Genomic DNA, 13,676 nt, shown 5'->3' with positions numbered 1-13,676 from the left:
CGGGCGGGATCGGGATCAGTGGCCGGCGGGCTCCCCCTCGCGGGCCTGCTTCGGCAGCAGGAAGGACGTCACGAGGGTCGCCACGAGCATGGCCGCGACCACCCACAGCACGGTCCGCATCGCGGTGCCCATGTCGGTGCCGGAGGTCAGCAGGTTGAAGAAGACCGTGCCGAGCAGCGCGACGCCGAAGGAGCCGCCGAGCTGCTGGACGGCCGTCAGCGTGCCGGAGGCCGAGCCGGTCTCGTGCTGCTCGACCCCGGCGAGCACGATGTCGAAGAACGGCGCCATCAGCAGGCCCATGCCGAATCCGGTGACCACCAGGGCGGGGACGAACTGCCAGGCGGTCACGGTCTGGCCCGCCAGGGCGACGGTGAGCAGCACGCCCAGCGTGCCGAGCGTCATGATCACGATTCCGCCCTGGAGCGCCCGGCGCCCGAACCGCTGCACCGCCTGGGCGGCGCCGAAACCCGCGATCATGCCCAGTGACCAGGGGATCATGACCAGGCCGGCCTTGAGCGCCGAGTAGCCGAGCCCGATCTGGGTGTAGAGGTTGAACACCAGCGTGAAGCCCGTCATGGACGAGAAGAAGACCATGCCGGTCAGCAGGCCGCCGGTGAAGGCCCGCTTGCGGAAGAGGCTGGGCACGACCAGCGGGTCCCCGCCGGCGCGGCTCCTGCGGGACTCGAACCAGCCGAAGACGGCGAAGACGGCGATCGAGGCGGCCATCATGACGAAGGCCCAGACGGGCCAGCCGCTCTCCCTGCCCTGGACCAGCGGGTAGACCAGCAGGAAGCTCGCGGCGGAGACCAGCAGCACGCCGGGCACGTCGAGCCGGAGCGGATGCGGCGAGCGCGACTCGGGCAGGAAGCGCAGTCCCGCGAGCACGGCGGCCAGGCCGAGCGGCAGGTTGATCAGGAAGATCATGCGCCAGCCCGTCCCGAGGAGGTCGGCCTCGACAAGCCATCCCGCCAGGGTGGGACCGCCCACCGAGGACAGGCCCATGACGGGCCCGAAGAGGCCGAACGCGGCGGCCATCTCCTTCGGCGGGAACATCTCCTTGATCATGCCGAGCCCCTGCGGGAGCATGACCGCGCCGAACAGGCCCTGCACGACCCGTGCGGCGATGAGCAGCTCGGGAGTCTGGGCGACGGCGCACAGCAGCGAGCCGGCGGTGAACCCGGCCGCGCCGATGAGGAACATCCGCCTGCGGCCGAAGATGTCGCCCAGCCGTCCCCCGGTGATCAGGCCGACGGCCATGGAGAGCGTGTAGGCGGCGCCGAGCCACTGGATCGTGGCGGCGGTGCCCCCGATCTCGGCGCGGATGGTGGGTGCGGCGATGTTGGTGACCATCGCGTCGAGAAGGTCCATCACCTCGGCGGCGAGGATCACGAACAGGGCGGCCCAGCGCCAGCGGTAGGCGGGCGCCTCCGCCTCGGGTGGAGCGGGGGTGGTCAGCTCTGCGGCCACGGGGGACTCCTCAGGGATCTGCGGGAACGACGTCCAGCATTGGTGAACAGTGTTCAGGATAGCCGATCACTGTTCTCCTAGAGAACATCGTTCAACAATCGGTACGCCGTTCTTAAGATATGTCGCATCATGCCGCAAGACAAGATATGACGCGAATGAGAGCGGTGTTCAGTGCGGTGATCACTGTTCACCTGGGCATACACTGGCGTCATGAGCGACGAGCTGCCCGCCCTGCCCTGGGACCGCCCACGCGGCCGGACGCGCCCGCCCCGGATCCCCCTCTCCAGGGACCGGATCATCGAGGCCGCGTTCACCGTGCTGGACCGGGAGGGCTACGACCGGCTGAGCATGCGCATGGTCGCGGCCGAGCTGGGCGTCGCCGTCTCGGCCCTCTACGCCCACGTGAGCAGCAAGGACGAGCTGCTGGAGCTGATGTACGCCCGGTTCTTCGCCGATCTGGAATGGCCCGAGCCCGATCCGGAGCGCTGGCGGGAACAGCTCAGGGACTACACCCGCGCCGCGCTGGCCAGGCTCCGCTCCCACCGCGACATGGCCAGGGTCTCGATGGGCGCCGTGCCGTTCAAACCGGAGATGCTCCCCCACATGGACGCGCTCCTCGGGGTGTTCCGCGCCGCGGGCCTGCCCGACCGCGTCGCCGGGGCCGCAGGCGACGTGCTCTCCACCTTCGTGGACGGCTTCGCCCTGGAGGAGAACATGTGGCAGGACCGCTACTCCGCCTCCGACGAGCTGACGTGGCAGGGGATGCGCGAGGCGCTGGAGCGCTACTTCGCCGAGCTGCCGCCCGAGCGCTTCCCGCACCTGACGGCGCTGTCGCACTCCATACTCGGCCGGTCCAACGACGAGCGCTTCGACCTCGGCGTCGAGATCATCATCCGGGGCCTGGCGTCATTCGCCGCCGAGGCCGCGGCGAACGACGAGGCGGCGACCGCCGGGACGGGGAGCCCGGAGCGCCCGGCGGCCGGGACCCCCTCGGAGACGCCGGAGGCCCCGGAGACCTCGGAGCCCGGCGAGACCCGCCAGCGCTGACGACGACGGAGTCGGGGACGGACGTCCGTACGGCCCGGCGGCCGGACGCGGGCCGCCCGGTGCGCGCCGGAGACGGACGCCCCCGCGCACGGCCCGGCAGAGCGGCCATCCGTACGGCCCGGCGCGGGCGGTCGCGGGCTACGCTGGTCGGGTGCAGGCGACGGTGCGGATCTTCGACGCGGCGACCCGGTCCGGGTCGGTCTTCCTCGACGACGGGGCCGAGCTGCCGTTCGGCGCGGAGGCGTTCGACGCCGGGCCGCTCCGGCTGCTCCGGCCCGGCCAGCGGGTGAACATCCTCCTCGAGGACGACCGGGTCGCCTACGTCACGCTGTCCACCTTCCCGCTGCCCGGCCGGCCCTGACAGCCCTGACGGCCCGGCGTCCCGCCTCACGCCTCGAGCAGCCGGGCCCCTCAGACCCCCGGACAGCCGGACAGCCGGACCCCCGGACAGCCGGACGCCCGGACCCCCCAGGGCCCGGGCGTCCGGAAGAAGGCTCTACTTTTTCTTCGCGGCCTTCTTTCCCTCCGTGTTGACGAGCTCCTTGAAGTCGGAGCCGGGACGGAACTTCGGCCCCCAGCTCTCGGCGACCTTGATCTCGGCGCCCGTGGAAGGGTTGCGGGCCGTACGGGCGGGCTTGTTGACCATCTCGAAGGCGCCGAACCCCGTGATGGAGACCTTGTCCCCTCGGGCGACGGCCTTCTGGATGGTGTCGATCACCGCGTTCACGGCCTCGGTCGCCGTCTTCTTGTCGCCGACCCGATCAGCGACCGCGTCGACGAGTTCCTTCTTGTTCATAGGTTTGCTCCCCCTGCTTACCGATGTCTGGGAGTGGGCCATGAGGTATATCGCCCCGTCATCACCCGATTTGTCACGGCATGAGGTCTCAACAGAGCGAGAAACCCCTTGCCCGCTTGAAATTAGGGGACGGAGCCGTATGACTCAATCACCTTCCGCAATGTTTCCAGGACTCGGTGTGTCTGAAACCAGAGCATCTAGGTCCAGAAGGAAGGAATCCAGGCGTCGGGCGGCATGACCCACGTTGTGCTTGGCCGCGTCGTTGATCGAAATCAGCCGCCGGGCCAGCCGCTCCCGCCGGTCGGCGGGCAGGTGGAGACCGCGGACGCGGCGGTGCGCCTCGCGCAGCCGCCGCGCCAGTTCCCCTTCGGGATCCGTCAGACGGTCGTCGGCAACCATGGCTGCCGGCCGTTCTCGTACGCGGCCACGTCGTCGGCGTGGCGGAGGGTCAGCCCGATGTCGTCCAGGCCCTCCATCAGCCGCCAGCGGGTGTAGTCGTCGATCTCGAAGGCGGCGGTCCCGCCGGCCCAGCGCACCTGGCGTTCCGCCAGGTCGACGGTGATCTCCAGGGAGGGGTCGGCCTCCGTCGCCGCCTGGATCTCCTCGACCACGGCGGCCGGCAGGACGACCGGGAGCAGGCCCATCTTGGTGGAGTTGTTGCGGAAGATGTCGCCGAAGCGGGCGGCGATCACGACGCGGAAGCCGTACTGCTGCAGGGCCCACACGGCGTGCTCACGCGAGGAGCCGGTGCCGAAGTCGGGGCCGGCCACCAGGATCGACGCGCCCTGGCGGGCCGGGTCGTTCAGGACGAAGCCGGGGTCCTCCCGCCAGGCCGAGAACAGTCCCCTGTCGAACCCGGTACGGCTGACCTGCTTGAGCCAGACGGCCGGGATGATCTGGTCGGTGTCGACGTTGCTGCGGCGCAGCGGCACGGCCCGGCCGGTGTGGGTGGTGAAGGCTTCCATGATGATCAGACCTCCTGGTCCAGGTCGGCGGGGGCGGTCAGCCTGCCGGTGACGGCGGTCGCCGCGGCGACCTGGGGCGAGACCAGGTGGGTGCGGCCGCCCCGGCCCTGGCGTCCCTCGAAGTTGCGGTTGGAGGTGGAGGCGCTACGCTCGCCGGGGGCCAGGGTGTCGGGGTTCATGCCCAGGCACATCGAGCACCCGGCCTCCCGCCACTCGGCTCCGGCGGCCTTGAACACCTCGTGCAGCCCCTCCTGCTCGGCCTGGAGCTTGACCAGCATCGAGCCGGGGACGACGAGCGTGCGGGTGACGACCCTGCGGCCGCGCAGCACCTCGGCCGCGGCCCGCAGGTCCTCCAGGCGGCCGTTGGTGCACGAGCCCATGAAGACCGTGTCCACCTCGATGTCGCGGAGCGGGGTGCCCGCGGTCAGGCCCATGTACTCCAGGGCGCGCCGGGCGGCGGCCGGGTCGGAGGTGTCCTCCGGGTCCGGCACCGACTCCCCGAGCGGGGCGCCCTGGCCCGGGTTGGTGCCCCAGGTGACGAACGGGGTCAGCGTCGAGGCGTCGATCTCCACGACCGTGTCGAAGACGGCGTCCTCGTCGGTCGCCAGGGAGCGCCAGTGCTCGACGGCGGCGTCCCAGTCCGCGCCGGTGGGGGCGTGGGGGCGGCCCTCGAGGTAGGCGAACGTGGTCTCGTCCGGGGCGATCAGGCCCGCGCGGGCGCCGGCCTCGATGGACATGTTGCAGACCGTCATCCGGCCCTCCATCGACAGCCCGCGGATCGCCTCGCCGCGGTACTCGATGATGTGCCCCTGGCCGCCTCCGGTGCCGATCTTGGCGATGATGGCCAGGATGAGGTCCTTGGCGGTGACGCCGGGCGGCAGCTCACCGGACACCTCGACGGCCATCGTCCTCGGCCGGTAGGCCGGCAGGGTCTGGGTGGCCAGGACGTGCTCCACCTCCGAGGTGCCGATGCCGAAGGCGATGGCCCCGAAGGCGCCGTGGGTCGAGGTGTGAGAATCGCCACAGACGATGGTCATGCCGGGCTGGGTCAGCCCGAACTGCGGGCCGATGATGTGCACGACGCCCTGGCCGGCGTCGCCCATCGGGTGCAGCCGGATGCCGAACTCGGCGCAGTTCTTGCGCAGCGTCTCGACCTGCGTGCGCGAGACGGGGTCCTCGATCGGGCCGAGGACGGTCGGGACGTTGTGGTCCTCGGTCGCGATGGTCAGCTCGGGCCGCCGGACGGGACGGCCCGCCATGCGCAGGCCGTCGAAGGCCTGCGGGCTGGTCACCTCGTGGATGAGGTGAAGGTCGATGTAGAGCAGATCGGGTTCCCCTTCGGCACGTCGCACCACGTGCTGCTCCCAGACCTTCTCCGCCAGCGTGCGGCCCATGTCGCCTCCTTGCGATCAGTCATTCCGCACCCGACTTGCTTTCTCATATGTCGAGACGGCAGTATCGGTGTATGGACAACTCTAGCGGAGTCGGCGTACTGGACAAGGCCGTGCTCGTGCTCAACGCCCTCGAAGCCGGCCCGGCCTCCCTGGCACAGCTCGTCCAGGCCACCGGTCTGGCGCGACCCACGGCCCACCGGCTCGCCGTCGCACTCGAGCACCACCGCATCGTCTCCCGTGACACGCAGGGCCGCTTCGTGCTCGGCCCGCGCCTTTCCGAGCTGTCCACGGCCGCGGGCGAGGACCGGCTCCTGGCCGTGGCGTCGCCGGTCCTCGCCCAGCTGCGCGACCTGACCGGCGAGAGCGCCCAGCTCTACCGCCGCCAGGGCGACGAGCGCGTGTGCGTGGCCGCCGCCGAGCGCTCCAGCGGGCTGCGCGACACCGTGCCGGTCGGCTCGGCGCTGCCGATGCTCGCCGGGTCCGCCGCGCAGATCCTGCTCGCGTGGGAGGAGCCCGACCGGCTGCACCGGGGGCTGCGCGGCGCGAAGTTCACCGCGGCGACGCTGGCGAGCGTGCGGCGCAGAGGCTGGTCCCACAGCGTCGGCGAGCGCGAGCAGGGCGTGGCGAGCGTGTCGGCCCCGATCCGCGGCACGGCCGGGAAGGTGATCGCCGCGATCTCGGTCTCCGGGCCGATCGAGCGCCTCACCCGCACGCCGGGCCGCCTGCACGCGGCGCCGGTGGTGAGCGCCGCGGAGCGGATCACCGAGGCGATGCGACGGGCCAACTGAAAGGGCCCGCGGAGGGGCGCGATATGAGGGGGCGAGCACCCTTCCGGAGCCCTAGTCTGGGTGCGTGACAGATCGCATCGAGGCGGCCGCGGCGGAACTGCGTCCCCTGCTCCAGGACTTCATCCTCTGGGCGCGCGAGAACGCGCCCGGCACCGATTCCAACCTGGTCGGTCCCGTCGCCCTGTGGCACCGGCTGACCGCCTCCGACGACGTCAGCCGGTGGAAGCGTGCCGATCTGCGCAAGGTGCTCCTCGAACGGATGCCCCAGGTCGTGGAGGACCCCGACGCCGCGGCGGACGGCATGGTGCCCGCGCTGCGGGCCTACCTGACGTTCCTGTCGGAGACCGGCCGGCTGTCCAAGGGGTCCTCCCCGCTCCGGGACCTGATGGCCGAGCTCGACCGCCTGGAGGACGACTTCGTCGACGCGATGGAGGACCTCGTCGCCGAGCAGGACGACGAGGAGTACGACGAGGAGGACGAGGAGGAGATCGAGGGGCTGGGCGACTTCGAGCCGTTCGCCGACGATCTCGCCGAGCTGCCGACGATCCGCCTGCGCCCCGACGCGGAGCTGGCCGGGGCCGTACGGAGGTCACCGCTGATCGGCAAGGCTCGCGACCTCGCGCTCTGGGTCGGCTCCGAGCGGCGGGTGGGCGAGACGAGCCTGCTCACCGACGCCGAGATCACCGAGGCCGTGGCCGCCCTCGGCCTGCCCGTCCCCCAGGGCGGCGACCAGCCGCTGTCGGACCGCGTGCCCGCGCTCTGGAACATCTGGAACCTCGCCATCGACCTGGACTTCCTCCAGCCCGAGGGTGAGGACACCGTCGGCGCCGACCCCGACGCCGCCGACTGGCCGTTCGAGGACGACGACGACGCCCTGGACGTCTGGATGGCCGGCCTGCACTCGGTCGACTACGGCGACCCCGAGCTGGACGACGAGGACGCCACGATCGCCCTGTCCGGGCTGACCCGGGCGCTGCTGGTCCGGGTGCTCCTGGCGAGCGGGTCCAGGTCGCTTCCGGAGCTGCGCGCCGAGCTGGCCGAGGCCGCCGCCGAGTACGACGAGCGCGGCGCCGAGGCGTGGGCCGCGGCCACCGCCAAGTACGGCGACCCGCTCAACCCCGTCCTCGACTGGCTCGCCGGGTACGGCATGGCCGAGGTCGAGCACGACCAGGTACGACTGACCCCGCTCGGCATGGAGGGCGTGGTCCACCTGGCCGACGACTCCGACATCGAGCTGGACGCCCGGCCCGCCATCGACGCGATGACCGCGTTCGACCTGCTGACCTTCAGCGCGGAGCTGCCCGAGGAGGAGGCGGACGCCGAGTTCGCCGCCTGGATGGAGCTGCGCGAGCCCTCCAAGGCCGCCAGGGAGCTGCTGGAGGCCGCGGCCGAGGACGACGCCGACGCCCTGATCCGGGTGCAGGCGGCCAGCATGGTCGGCTCGCTCGGCGAGGTGGCGGTGCCCGCCTGGCAGGAGGCCCTGGACGAGCCGTCCCTGCACCCCTACGCGGCCACCCACCTGGCCCAGCTCGGCGTGGACGACGCGCCCACGCCCACCCAGGCCGACACCCACTGGCTGATCCTCGACATGCTGACCATCTCCGCCGGTCTCGGCCGGCCGGAGTTCGTCAGCAGCCTCGACGACATCGGCACGGCGTCGAGCCTGGTCGGCCTCCTCGACGTCATCTGGAAGGTGCCGCACCCGCACCTGGAGGAGCTGCTGGAGGCGATCGAGCAGGCCCACCCGGACAAGCAGGTCGGCAAGGCCGCCAAGAGGGCCCTGTTCAAGGCCCGCTCGGCGCACAACTGAGCGCACCGCGGCCGGCCGCCGGGAATCCCGGGGCCGGCCGTGCCGTACGGCGGTGCGCCGCAGGGGGCCTCGTGGCCGTCAGCGCGTGGCCGGCGGGCCCCGCGGCGTCTCCCGATCCCTGACCGGCCGGCCTCGCGATGCGCCTCAGCCCGCGGCGGGCAGGCCCGGCAGGGCACGGACCAGCGCCTGGGCCCAGTGACGATAGCCGGTCGCCGACGGATGGAACCCGTCGGAGGCGAAGAACCCGGCGATCTCGACGGGCACCTCCGCGGTGGCGTGGACGACCCCCTCGGCGTCGCGCGCCACCTCGCGCATGACGTGGTCCAGCGCCCGCGCCCGCAGGCCCAGTACGGCCCGCAGCGGCTGGGGCAGCGCGGGGAACCTCCCGACCGGCGGCATGCCCGCCACCACCACCGGCACCCCGGGCAGCCTCCGGCGCACCGCCTCCACCAGCTCCCGCAGCTCGCCCCGGAACCTGCGCGGCCGGTTGAGCTCCAGCAGCTCGTTCACCCCCAGGGCGACCACGACGACGTCGGCGGGTTCCAGCAGCGGGACCAGCTCGGCGGTGGTGGTGCGGGTGTTGACACCGCTCCTGGCTGCCACCTGCCAGCGCACCGGGCGGCCGGTGCGCGCGGCCGCCTCGCGGGCCAGGAAGCCGGCCAGTCCCTCGTCGTGGGTGGCGACGCCCACGCCCGCCGCGGTGGACTCCCCCAGCACGGCCAGCCTGAACACCGGCCCCGATTCCCCGCCGGGCAGGGTGCCCGCGGCCCCCGCGGCTCCCGCGGCCCCTGGCGTCTCGGAGACCTCCGCGGCCGACGCCCCGCCGCCCCTGCCGGTCACGTCGATCACATCGGTCATGCCGGCGAGCGGTCCCGCGGCCTCGGGGAGCCGGGGTGTCCCGCGCCGGATCCGCAGCCCCTGCACGGCGAGCACCGGCGCCAGCGCGACGGTGGCCGGCGAGGCCAGCCATTCGGCGCTCACGCGTCCTCTCCCTGCCAGTCGGGCAGCGGCCGGTAGATCGCGACGCCCGCGCTCTCCAGTTCCTCGCGGACGCGGAAGTACTCCTCCCCGAACGGGTCGACGCCGGCCAGCGGCATCAGGCCGCGGCGGACGGCGAGGTCGTGGGGGGCCAGGGCGGCCGCCTCGTCGAGGTGGCGCCGGGCGGCCTCGGCGCGCCCGCGGCGCAGCAGCCACGCCGCCAGGCGCCCGTGCAGCCGGGCCAGGCGTTCCCCGTCGGTGGGGGGGCGCAGCCGCCGGGTCGTCGCCCCGGCGTCGCCGTCCACCACCCAGCGGCGCAGGGCCGCGACGGCGCGCTCGGACGACAGCCCGTTCATCGACCGGAAGGTGTCGGTGGCGGTCATGGTGTCCTGCGGCCGGGCGATCCGGCCCTCCTCGTCGACCCAGACCACGGTCGGCACGTTGATCACGTTGTACAGCTCGGCGATCCGGCCGTCGGCGTCGACCACGGCCGGATGGGCGACGTCGGCGAGCCACTCGTCGGCGTCGGCGGGGTCGCGGTCGAGGGAGACGCTGAGCAGGCTGAAGCCGTACCCGCCCAGCTCGCGGTGGAGGGCGTCCCAGGCGGGCAGGTCGTAGCGGCAGCCGCACCAGGAGGCCCAGAAGACCAGCGCGACCTTGACGCCGCGCAGCGCGACCAGCTCCGGGAAGTCCGGCGCGCGGTCCAGGGCGGTCCCGGCGGGTTCGCCGATCGCGACCACGCCCTCATCCTCGTCGGTGACCGCCGGTCGGCCGAGCAGCTCGGCGAACCTCACCAGGTCCACGCCGTCGCCGGTCTCGGCGGGCGCGGCCCGGAAGGAGGGGATGCACGCCTCACCCCTGCACCAGCCGTGCGGCTTGCGCTCCCAGCCGAGGATCGGTGTCCCGTGCGGCACGACGAGCCCGTCGGCCTTCTCCTCGCGGCCGTCCGCCAGCAAAGTGATCATCTTCGCCCCCTATTGGATAGTGCTGCTCTCTAATTATTGGGAAGCACCGGCATCCGGGCAAGAGCGCGATCACGGAAGACGCGCCGGGACGCGGAGGATCACCCGGAACGCCGAGGAGCGGAGGAGCCCGGCCGGAACACGGGAGAGCGGAGGGCCGGCGGAGACGCGCCGGAACGCAGGAACGCGTAGGCCGGCGGAAACGTGTCCGAACGCGCAAGAGCGAAGGACCTGGCGAGGAGGCGCCGGGATGCGGAGGACACGGAGGACCGGCAGGGAACCGCCGGAACGCAGAAAACCCCCGGAAGCCATTGCTTCCGGGGGTTTCACCGATGTAGCCCCGACCGGATTCGAACCGGCGCTACCGCCTTGAGAGGGCGGCGTCCTAGGCCACTAGACGACGGAGCCTTGCAGAGATGACAGTGTGGTAGTCCCGACCGGATTCGAACCGGCGTTACCGCCTTGAGAGGGCGGCGTCCTAGGCCACTAGACGACGGGACCGAGACACTGTCGTCGGATTCGGGGGGAACCAAATCCGCGACGCCTTCGCGAGGAAGACGCAGCTGGGGTACCAGGACTCGAACCTAGAATAACTGAACCAGAATCAGTCGTGTTGCCAATTACACCATACCCCACCGCGGTTGAGCTCCTTGCGGTGCTCGCTTGCGACTCCGAAAGAATAGCCCAGGTTGGGCGTGGAGACCAAAACGATTGGCCCGCGCCTGGCCGGGCGTCCGATCGTGTGACACCGGCATGGCCTCGACCGGCCGGGTGTGTAACGCTGCTGGGGCAGACAGAACCCCACATGAGGAGCCCGCGTCGTGGCTGAGAGCCCCTTCTTCGCCCCAAGCACCCTGCCCTACCAGCTCCCGCCGTTCGCCGAGATCAAGGAGGAGCACTACCTGCCCGCCTTCGAGCGCGGCATGGCCGAGCAGCTTCGCGAGGTGGACGCGATCGTCGCCGACCCCGCCCCGCCGACCTTCGCCAACACCGTCGAGGCTCTGGAGCGCTCCGGCCAGATCCTGGAGCGGACGGCGATCGTCTTCTTCAGCGTCGCCGCCTCGCACGCGACGGACGCCATCCGGGAGATCGAGAAGGAGGTCGCCCCCCGGCTGACCAAGCACGGCGACGCCATCCACCTCAACCGCGCCCTGTACGCCCGGATCAAGCAGGTCGCCACCGACGACCCGGAGGAGGCGTGGCTGCTGGAGAAGTACCGCGTGGACTTCGTCCGGGCCGGCGCCGACCTGTCGGAGGCCGAGCAGGAGCGGCTCAGGGAGCTGAACGAGGAGCTGTCCACGCTCGGCACCGCCTTCTCCCAGAACCTGCTGGCCGCCACCACCTCCTCGGCGCTGGTCGCCGAGGACGCCAAGGAGCTCGACGGCCTGTCCGAGACCGCCCTCAAGGCGATCGAGAAGGACGGGAAGTACGTCCTGCCGCTGCTCAACTTCACCAACCAGCCCGCGCTGGCCGAGCTGACCGACCGGGAGACCCGCCGCAGGCTGTACGGGCTGTCGACCGGCCGGGCCCCGGAGAACTTCGGGCTCGCGGCGAAGATGGCGGCGCTGCGCGCCGAGCGGGCCGCCCTGCTCGGCTACCCGAACCACGCCGCCTACACCGTCGCCGACCAGACGGCCAAGAGCACCGACGCCGTGGAGGAGATGCTCGGCAAGCTGGTCGGCCCGGCGGTGGCCAACGCCCGCCGCGAGGCCGAGGCGCTGAGTGAGCAGGCCGGCTTCCCGATCGAGCCGTGGGACTGGTCCTTCTACGCCGAGAAGGTGCGCAAGGCCCGTTACGACTTCGACAGCTCCGAGCTGCGCCCCTACTTCGAGCTGGACCGGGTGCTGCGCGACGGCGTCTTCCACGCGGCGGGCGAGCTGTACGGCCTGCGCTTCGCCGAGCGGGACGACCTCCGGGGCTACCACCCCGACGTCCGGGTGTTCGAGGTGTCCGACGCCGACGGCTCGGAGCTGGGCCTGTTCGTGTTCGACCCGTACGCCCGGCCGACCAAGCGCGGCGGCGCCTGGATGAACAACCTCGTGGACCAGTCGCATCTGTTCGGCCGGCTGCCCGTGGTGATGAACAACCTCAACATCACCAAGCCGGCCGAGGGTCCGACGCTGCTGACCTTCGACGAGGTCAACACCGCCTTCCACGAGTTCGGGCACGCCCTGCACGGCCTGTTCTCCAACGTGCGCTTCCCCAGGGTCTCCGGCACCGCCGTGCCGCGCGACTTCGTGGAGTACCCCTCGCAGGTGAACGAGATGTGGGCGACCTGGCCGTCGATCCTCGCCAACTTCGCCAGGCACCACGAGACCGGCGAGCCGGTGCCGGCGGAGCTGGTGGAGAAGATGCAGGCCGCCGAGAAGTTCAACCAGGGCTTCGCCACCGTCGAGTATCTCGCCGCGACCCTGCTCGACTGGGCCTGGCACAAGCTCGCCCCGGGTGAGACCGTCGAGGACGCCGAGGCGTTCGAGGCCGCGGCCCTGGAGCGCGCCGGCATCGCCTTCGAACTGGTCCGGCCGCGTTACCGGACCAACTACTTCGCGCACATCTTCTCCAGCGGCGCGGGCGGCTACAGCGCCGGCTACTACTCCTACATCTGGAGTGAGGTGCTGGACGCCGACAGCGTCGAGTGGTTCAAGGAGAACGGCGGCCTGGTGCGCGCCAACGGCGACCACTTCCGCTCGACCCTGCTGTCGGTCGGCGGCGCCAAGGACGCGCTGGAGGCCTTCCGCGCCTTCCGCGGCCGCGACCCGCGCATCGAGCCCCTGCTGGAGCGCCGCGGCCTGGTGTGACGACCCGCCCCGGGTACGGCCGCGCGGCGCTTCCGGCCGCGGCCGTACCGAGGCGCGCACCCGGGCGCGCTCCGGAACGCTCCAGGCCCGCCCGGGTCACCCCGGGCGGGCCTCGCCGGACGCGGACTCCAGCTCCGCGATGACCTCCCGGAGCCATTTCCGCTCCGCCGCGCCGGCCGAGCGGGCGACCACGAGCATGCCCCGGTGGAAGGGGTCGCCGACCTCGTCGGCCCGCAGCGGCCTGCCGTCCTCGTAGAAGAAACTGGCGGGCGTCTCCAGGAAGTCGAGGCGGCGGCGCAGCACCCGGGCCTGCGCCTCGCGGCCGGGGAGCTGGGACAGGAAGGCGAGCAGGCCGAAGAACCGCGTCTGGTCGCTGATGTCGAGGTCGGCGGGCTCGCGGAGCCGCCGCAGGAGCTCGCGGCGGCCCGGCTCGGTCAGCGTGAGGACCTGGCGGCGGGCCGCGCCCGCCCCCTCCTCCTCGTGCCGCTCGACGAACCCCTTCTTCTCCAGGCGGGCGATCGCCGGGTACAGCGCGCCGTCGCTGACCGGGCGCAGGTGGCCGCTCAGCCCGTGGATGCGGGCCTTGAGCTCGTAGCCGTGCATCGGCCCCCGTCCGAGCAGGCCGAGGATCGACAGGGTCAGATCGCCGCTTGCCATGGGCGCATCGTAAC

General features: G+C 72.0%; 13 protein-coding genes and 3 tRNA genes. 5 read left to right on the top strand and 11 right to left on the bottom strand.

Features of this window, described 5'->3' with window-relative positions:
- Positions 1-15: 15 nt before the first annotated feature.
- A complete protein-coding gene (locus ACFYSC_RS11260) occupies positions 16-1,467 on the bottom strand; it encodes an MFS transporter (protein WP_389959856.1) in 1,452 nt (483 codons plus the stop codon).
- Between the two features lie 210 nt (positions 1,468-1,677).
- Between ACFYSC_RS11260 and ACFYSC_RS11255 the strand changes: the two genes are divergently transcribed.
- On the top strand, positions 1,678-2,514 hold the full coding sequence (locus ACFYSC_RS11255) for a TetR/AcrR family transcriptional regulator (RefSeq protein WP_389959853.1): 837 nt from the start codon (positions 1,678-1,680) through the stop codon (positions 2,512-2,514).
- Positions 2,515-2,665: 151 nt separating this feature from the next.
- On the top strand, positions 2,666-2,875 hold the full coding sequence (locus ACFYSC_RS11250) for a hypothetical protein (protein ID WP_389959850.1): 210 nt from the start codon (positions 2,666-2,668) through the stop codon (positions 2,873-2,875).
- Between the two features lie 135 nt (positions 2,876-3,010).
- On the opposite strand, the gene ACFYSC_RS11245 is transcribed toward ACFYSC_RS11250, so the two are convergent.
- The 4 genes from ACFYSC_RS11245 to leuC all read right to left on the bottom strand — a co-directional run bounded on the left by ACFYSC_RS11245 (position 3,011) and on the right by leuC (position 5,669).
- Positions 3,011-3,310: an HU family DNA-binding protein gene (locus ACFYSC_RS11245; protein ID WP_362945925.1), complete on the bottom strand. Its 300-nt coding sequence runs from the start codon at positions 3,308-3,310 to the stop codon at positions 3,011-3,013.
- 144 nt (positions 3,311-3,454) lie between these two features.
- Positions 3,455-3,709 (bottom strand): hypothetical protein, encoded by a 255-nt coding sequence (locus ACFYSC_RS11240; protein WP_389959847.1) that lies wholly within the window; start codon positions 3,707-3,709, stop codon positions 3,455-3,457.
- Positions 3,688-4,275: a 3-isopropylmalate dehydratase small subunit gene (leuD, locus tag ACFYSC_RS11235; RefSeq protein WP_389959844.1), complete on the bottom strand. Its 588-nt coding sequence runs from the start codon at positions 4,273-4,275 to the stop codon at positions 3,688-3,690. The genes ACFYSC_RS11240 and leuD overlap by 22 nt, the downstream gene beginning before the upstream one ends.
- Positions 4,276-4,280: 5 nt before the next feature.
- Positions 4,281-5,669: a 3-isopropylmalate dehydratase large subunit gene (gene leuC / locus ACFYSC_RS11230; RefSeq protein ID WP_389959842.1), complete on the bottom strand. Its 1,389-nt coding sequence runs from the start codon at positions 5,667-5,669 to the stop codon at positions 4,281-4,283.
- 71 nt (positions 5,670-5,740) lie between these two features.
- Here leuC and ACFYSC_RS11225 point away from each other — a divergent pair, with 71 nt between their 5' ends.
- Positions 5,741-6,457: an IclR family transcriptional regulator gene (locus ACFYSC_RS11225; RefSeq protein ID WP_362945935.1), complete on the top strand. Its 717-nt coding sequence runs from the start codon at positions 5,741-5,743 to the stop codon at positions 6,455-6,457.
- A gap of 64 nt (positions 6,458-6,521) precedes the next feature.
- On the top strand, positions 6,522-8,267 hold the full coding sequence (locus tag ACFYSC_RS11220; RefSeq protein ID WP_389959839.1) for a hypothetical protein: 1,746 nt from the start codon (positions 6,522-6,524) through the stop codon (positions 8,265-8,267).
- 144 nt (positions 8,268-8,411) lie between these two features.
- Here the strand turns inward: ACFYSC_RS11220 and ACFYSC_RS11215 are convergent, their stop codons facing one another.
- From ACFYSC_RS11215 to ACFYSC_RS11195, 5 genes are all read right to left on the bottom strand, one after another.
- Positions 8,412-9,248 (bottom strand): SGNH/GDSL hydrolase family protein, encoded by an 837-nt coding sequence (locus ACFYSC_RS11215; protein WP_389959836.1) that lies wholly within the window; start codon positions 9,246-9,248, stop codon positions 8,412-8,414.
- Positions 9,245-10,210, bottom strand: a complete 966-nt coding sequence (locus ACFYSC_RS11210) for a redoxin domain-containing protein (protein WP_389959833.1) — start codon at positions 10,208-10,210, stop codon at positions 9,245-9,247. The genes ACFYSC_RS11215 and ACFYSC_RS11210 overlap by 4 nt, the downstream gene beginning before the upstream one ends.
- A gap of 332 nt (positions 10,211-10,542) precedes the next feature.
- Positions 10,543-10,615: transfer RNA gene (locus ACFYSC_RS11205), tRNA-Glu, on the bottom strand.
- 17 nt (positions 10,616-10,632) lie between these two features.
- Positions 10,633-10,708, bottom strand: a tRNA-Glu gene (locus tag ACFYSC_RS11200).
- A gap of 62 nt (positions 10,709-10,770) precedes the next feature.
- Positions 10,771-10,842, bottom strand: a tRNA-Gln gene (locus ACFYSC_RS11195).
- A 186-nt stretch (positions 10,843-11,028) separates the two neighbouring features.
- On the opposite strand from ACFYSC_RS11195, the gene ACFYSC_RS11190 reads away from it, so the two are divergent.
- A complete protein-coding gene (locus tag ACFYSC_RS11190; RefSeq protein WP_389959831.1) occupies positions 11,029-13,005 on the top strand; it encodes a M3 family metallopeptidase in 1,977 nt (658 codons plus the stop codon).
- A 96-nt stretch (positions 13,006-13,101) separates the two neighbouring features.
- Here ACFYSC_RS11190 and ACFYSC_RS11185 read toward each other — a convergent pair whose 3' ends face one another.
- Positions 13,102-13,662, bottom strand: coding sequence for a PadR family transcriptional regulator (locus tag ACFYSC_RS11185; protein ID WP_389959828.1), 561 nt, complete (start codon positions 13,660-13,662; stop codon positions 13,102-13,104).
- Between the last annotated feature and the right edge of the window lie 14 nt (positions 13,663-13,676).

The organism is Streptosporangium sp. NPDC004379 (assembly GCF_042873875.1).
Taxonomy (GTDB): domain Bacteria; phylum Actinomycetota; class Actinomycetes; order Streptosporangiales; family Streptosporangiaceae; genus Streptosporangium.
The sequence above is the reverse complement of the archived record's forward strand: the minus strand, read 5'-3'. Positions and strand labels throughout refer to the sequence as shown.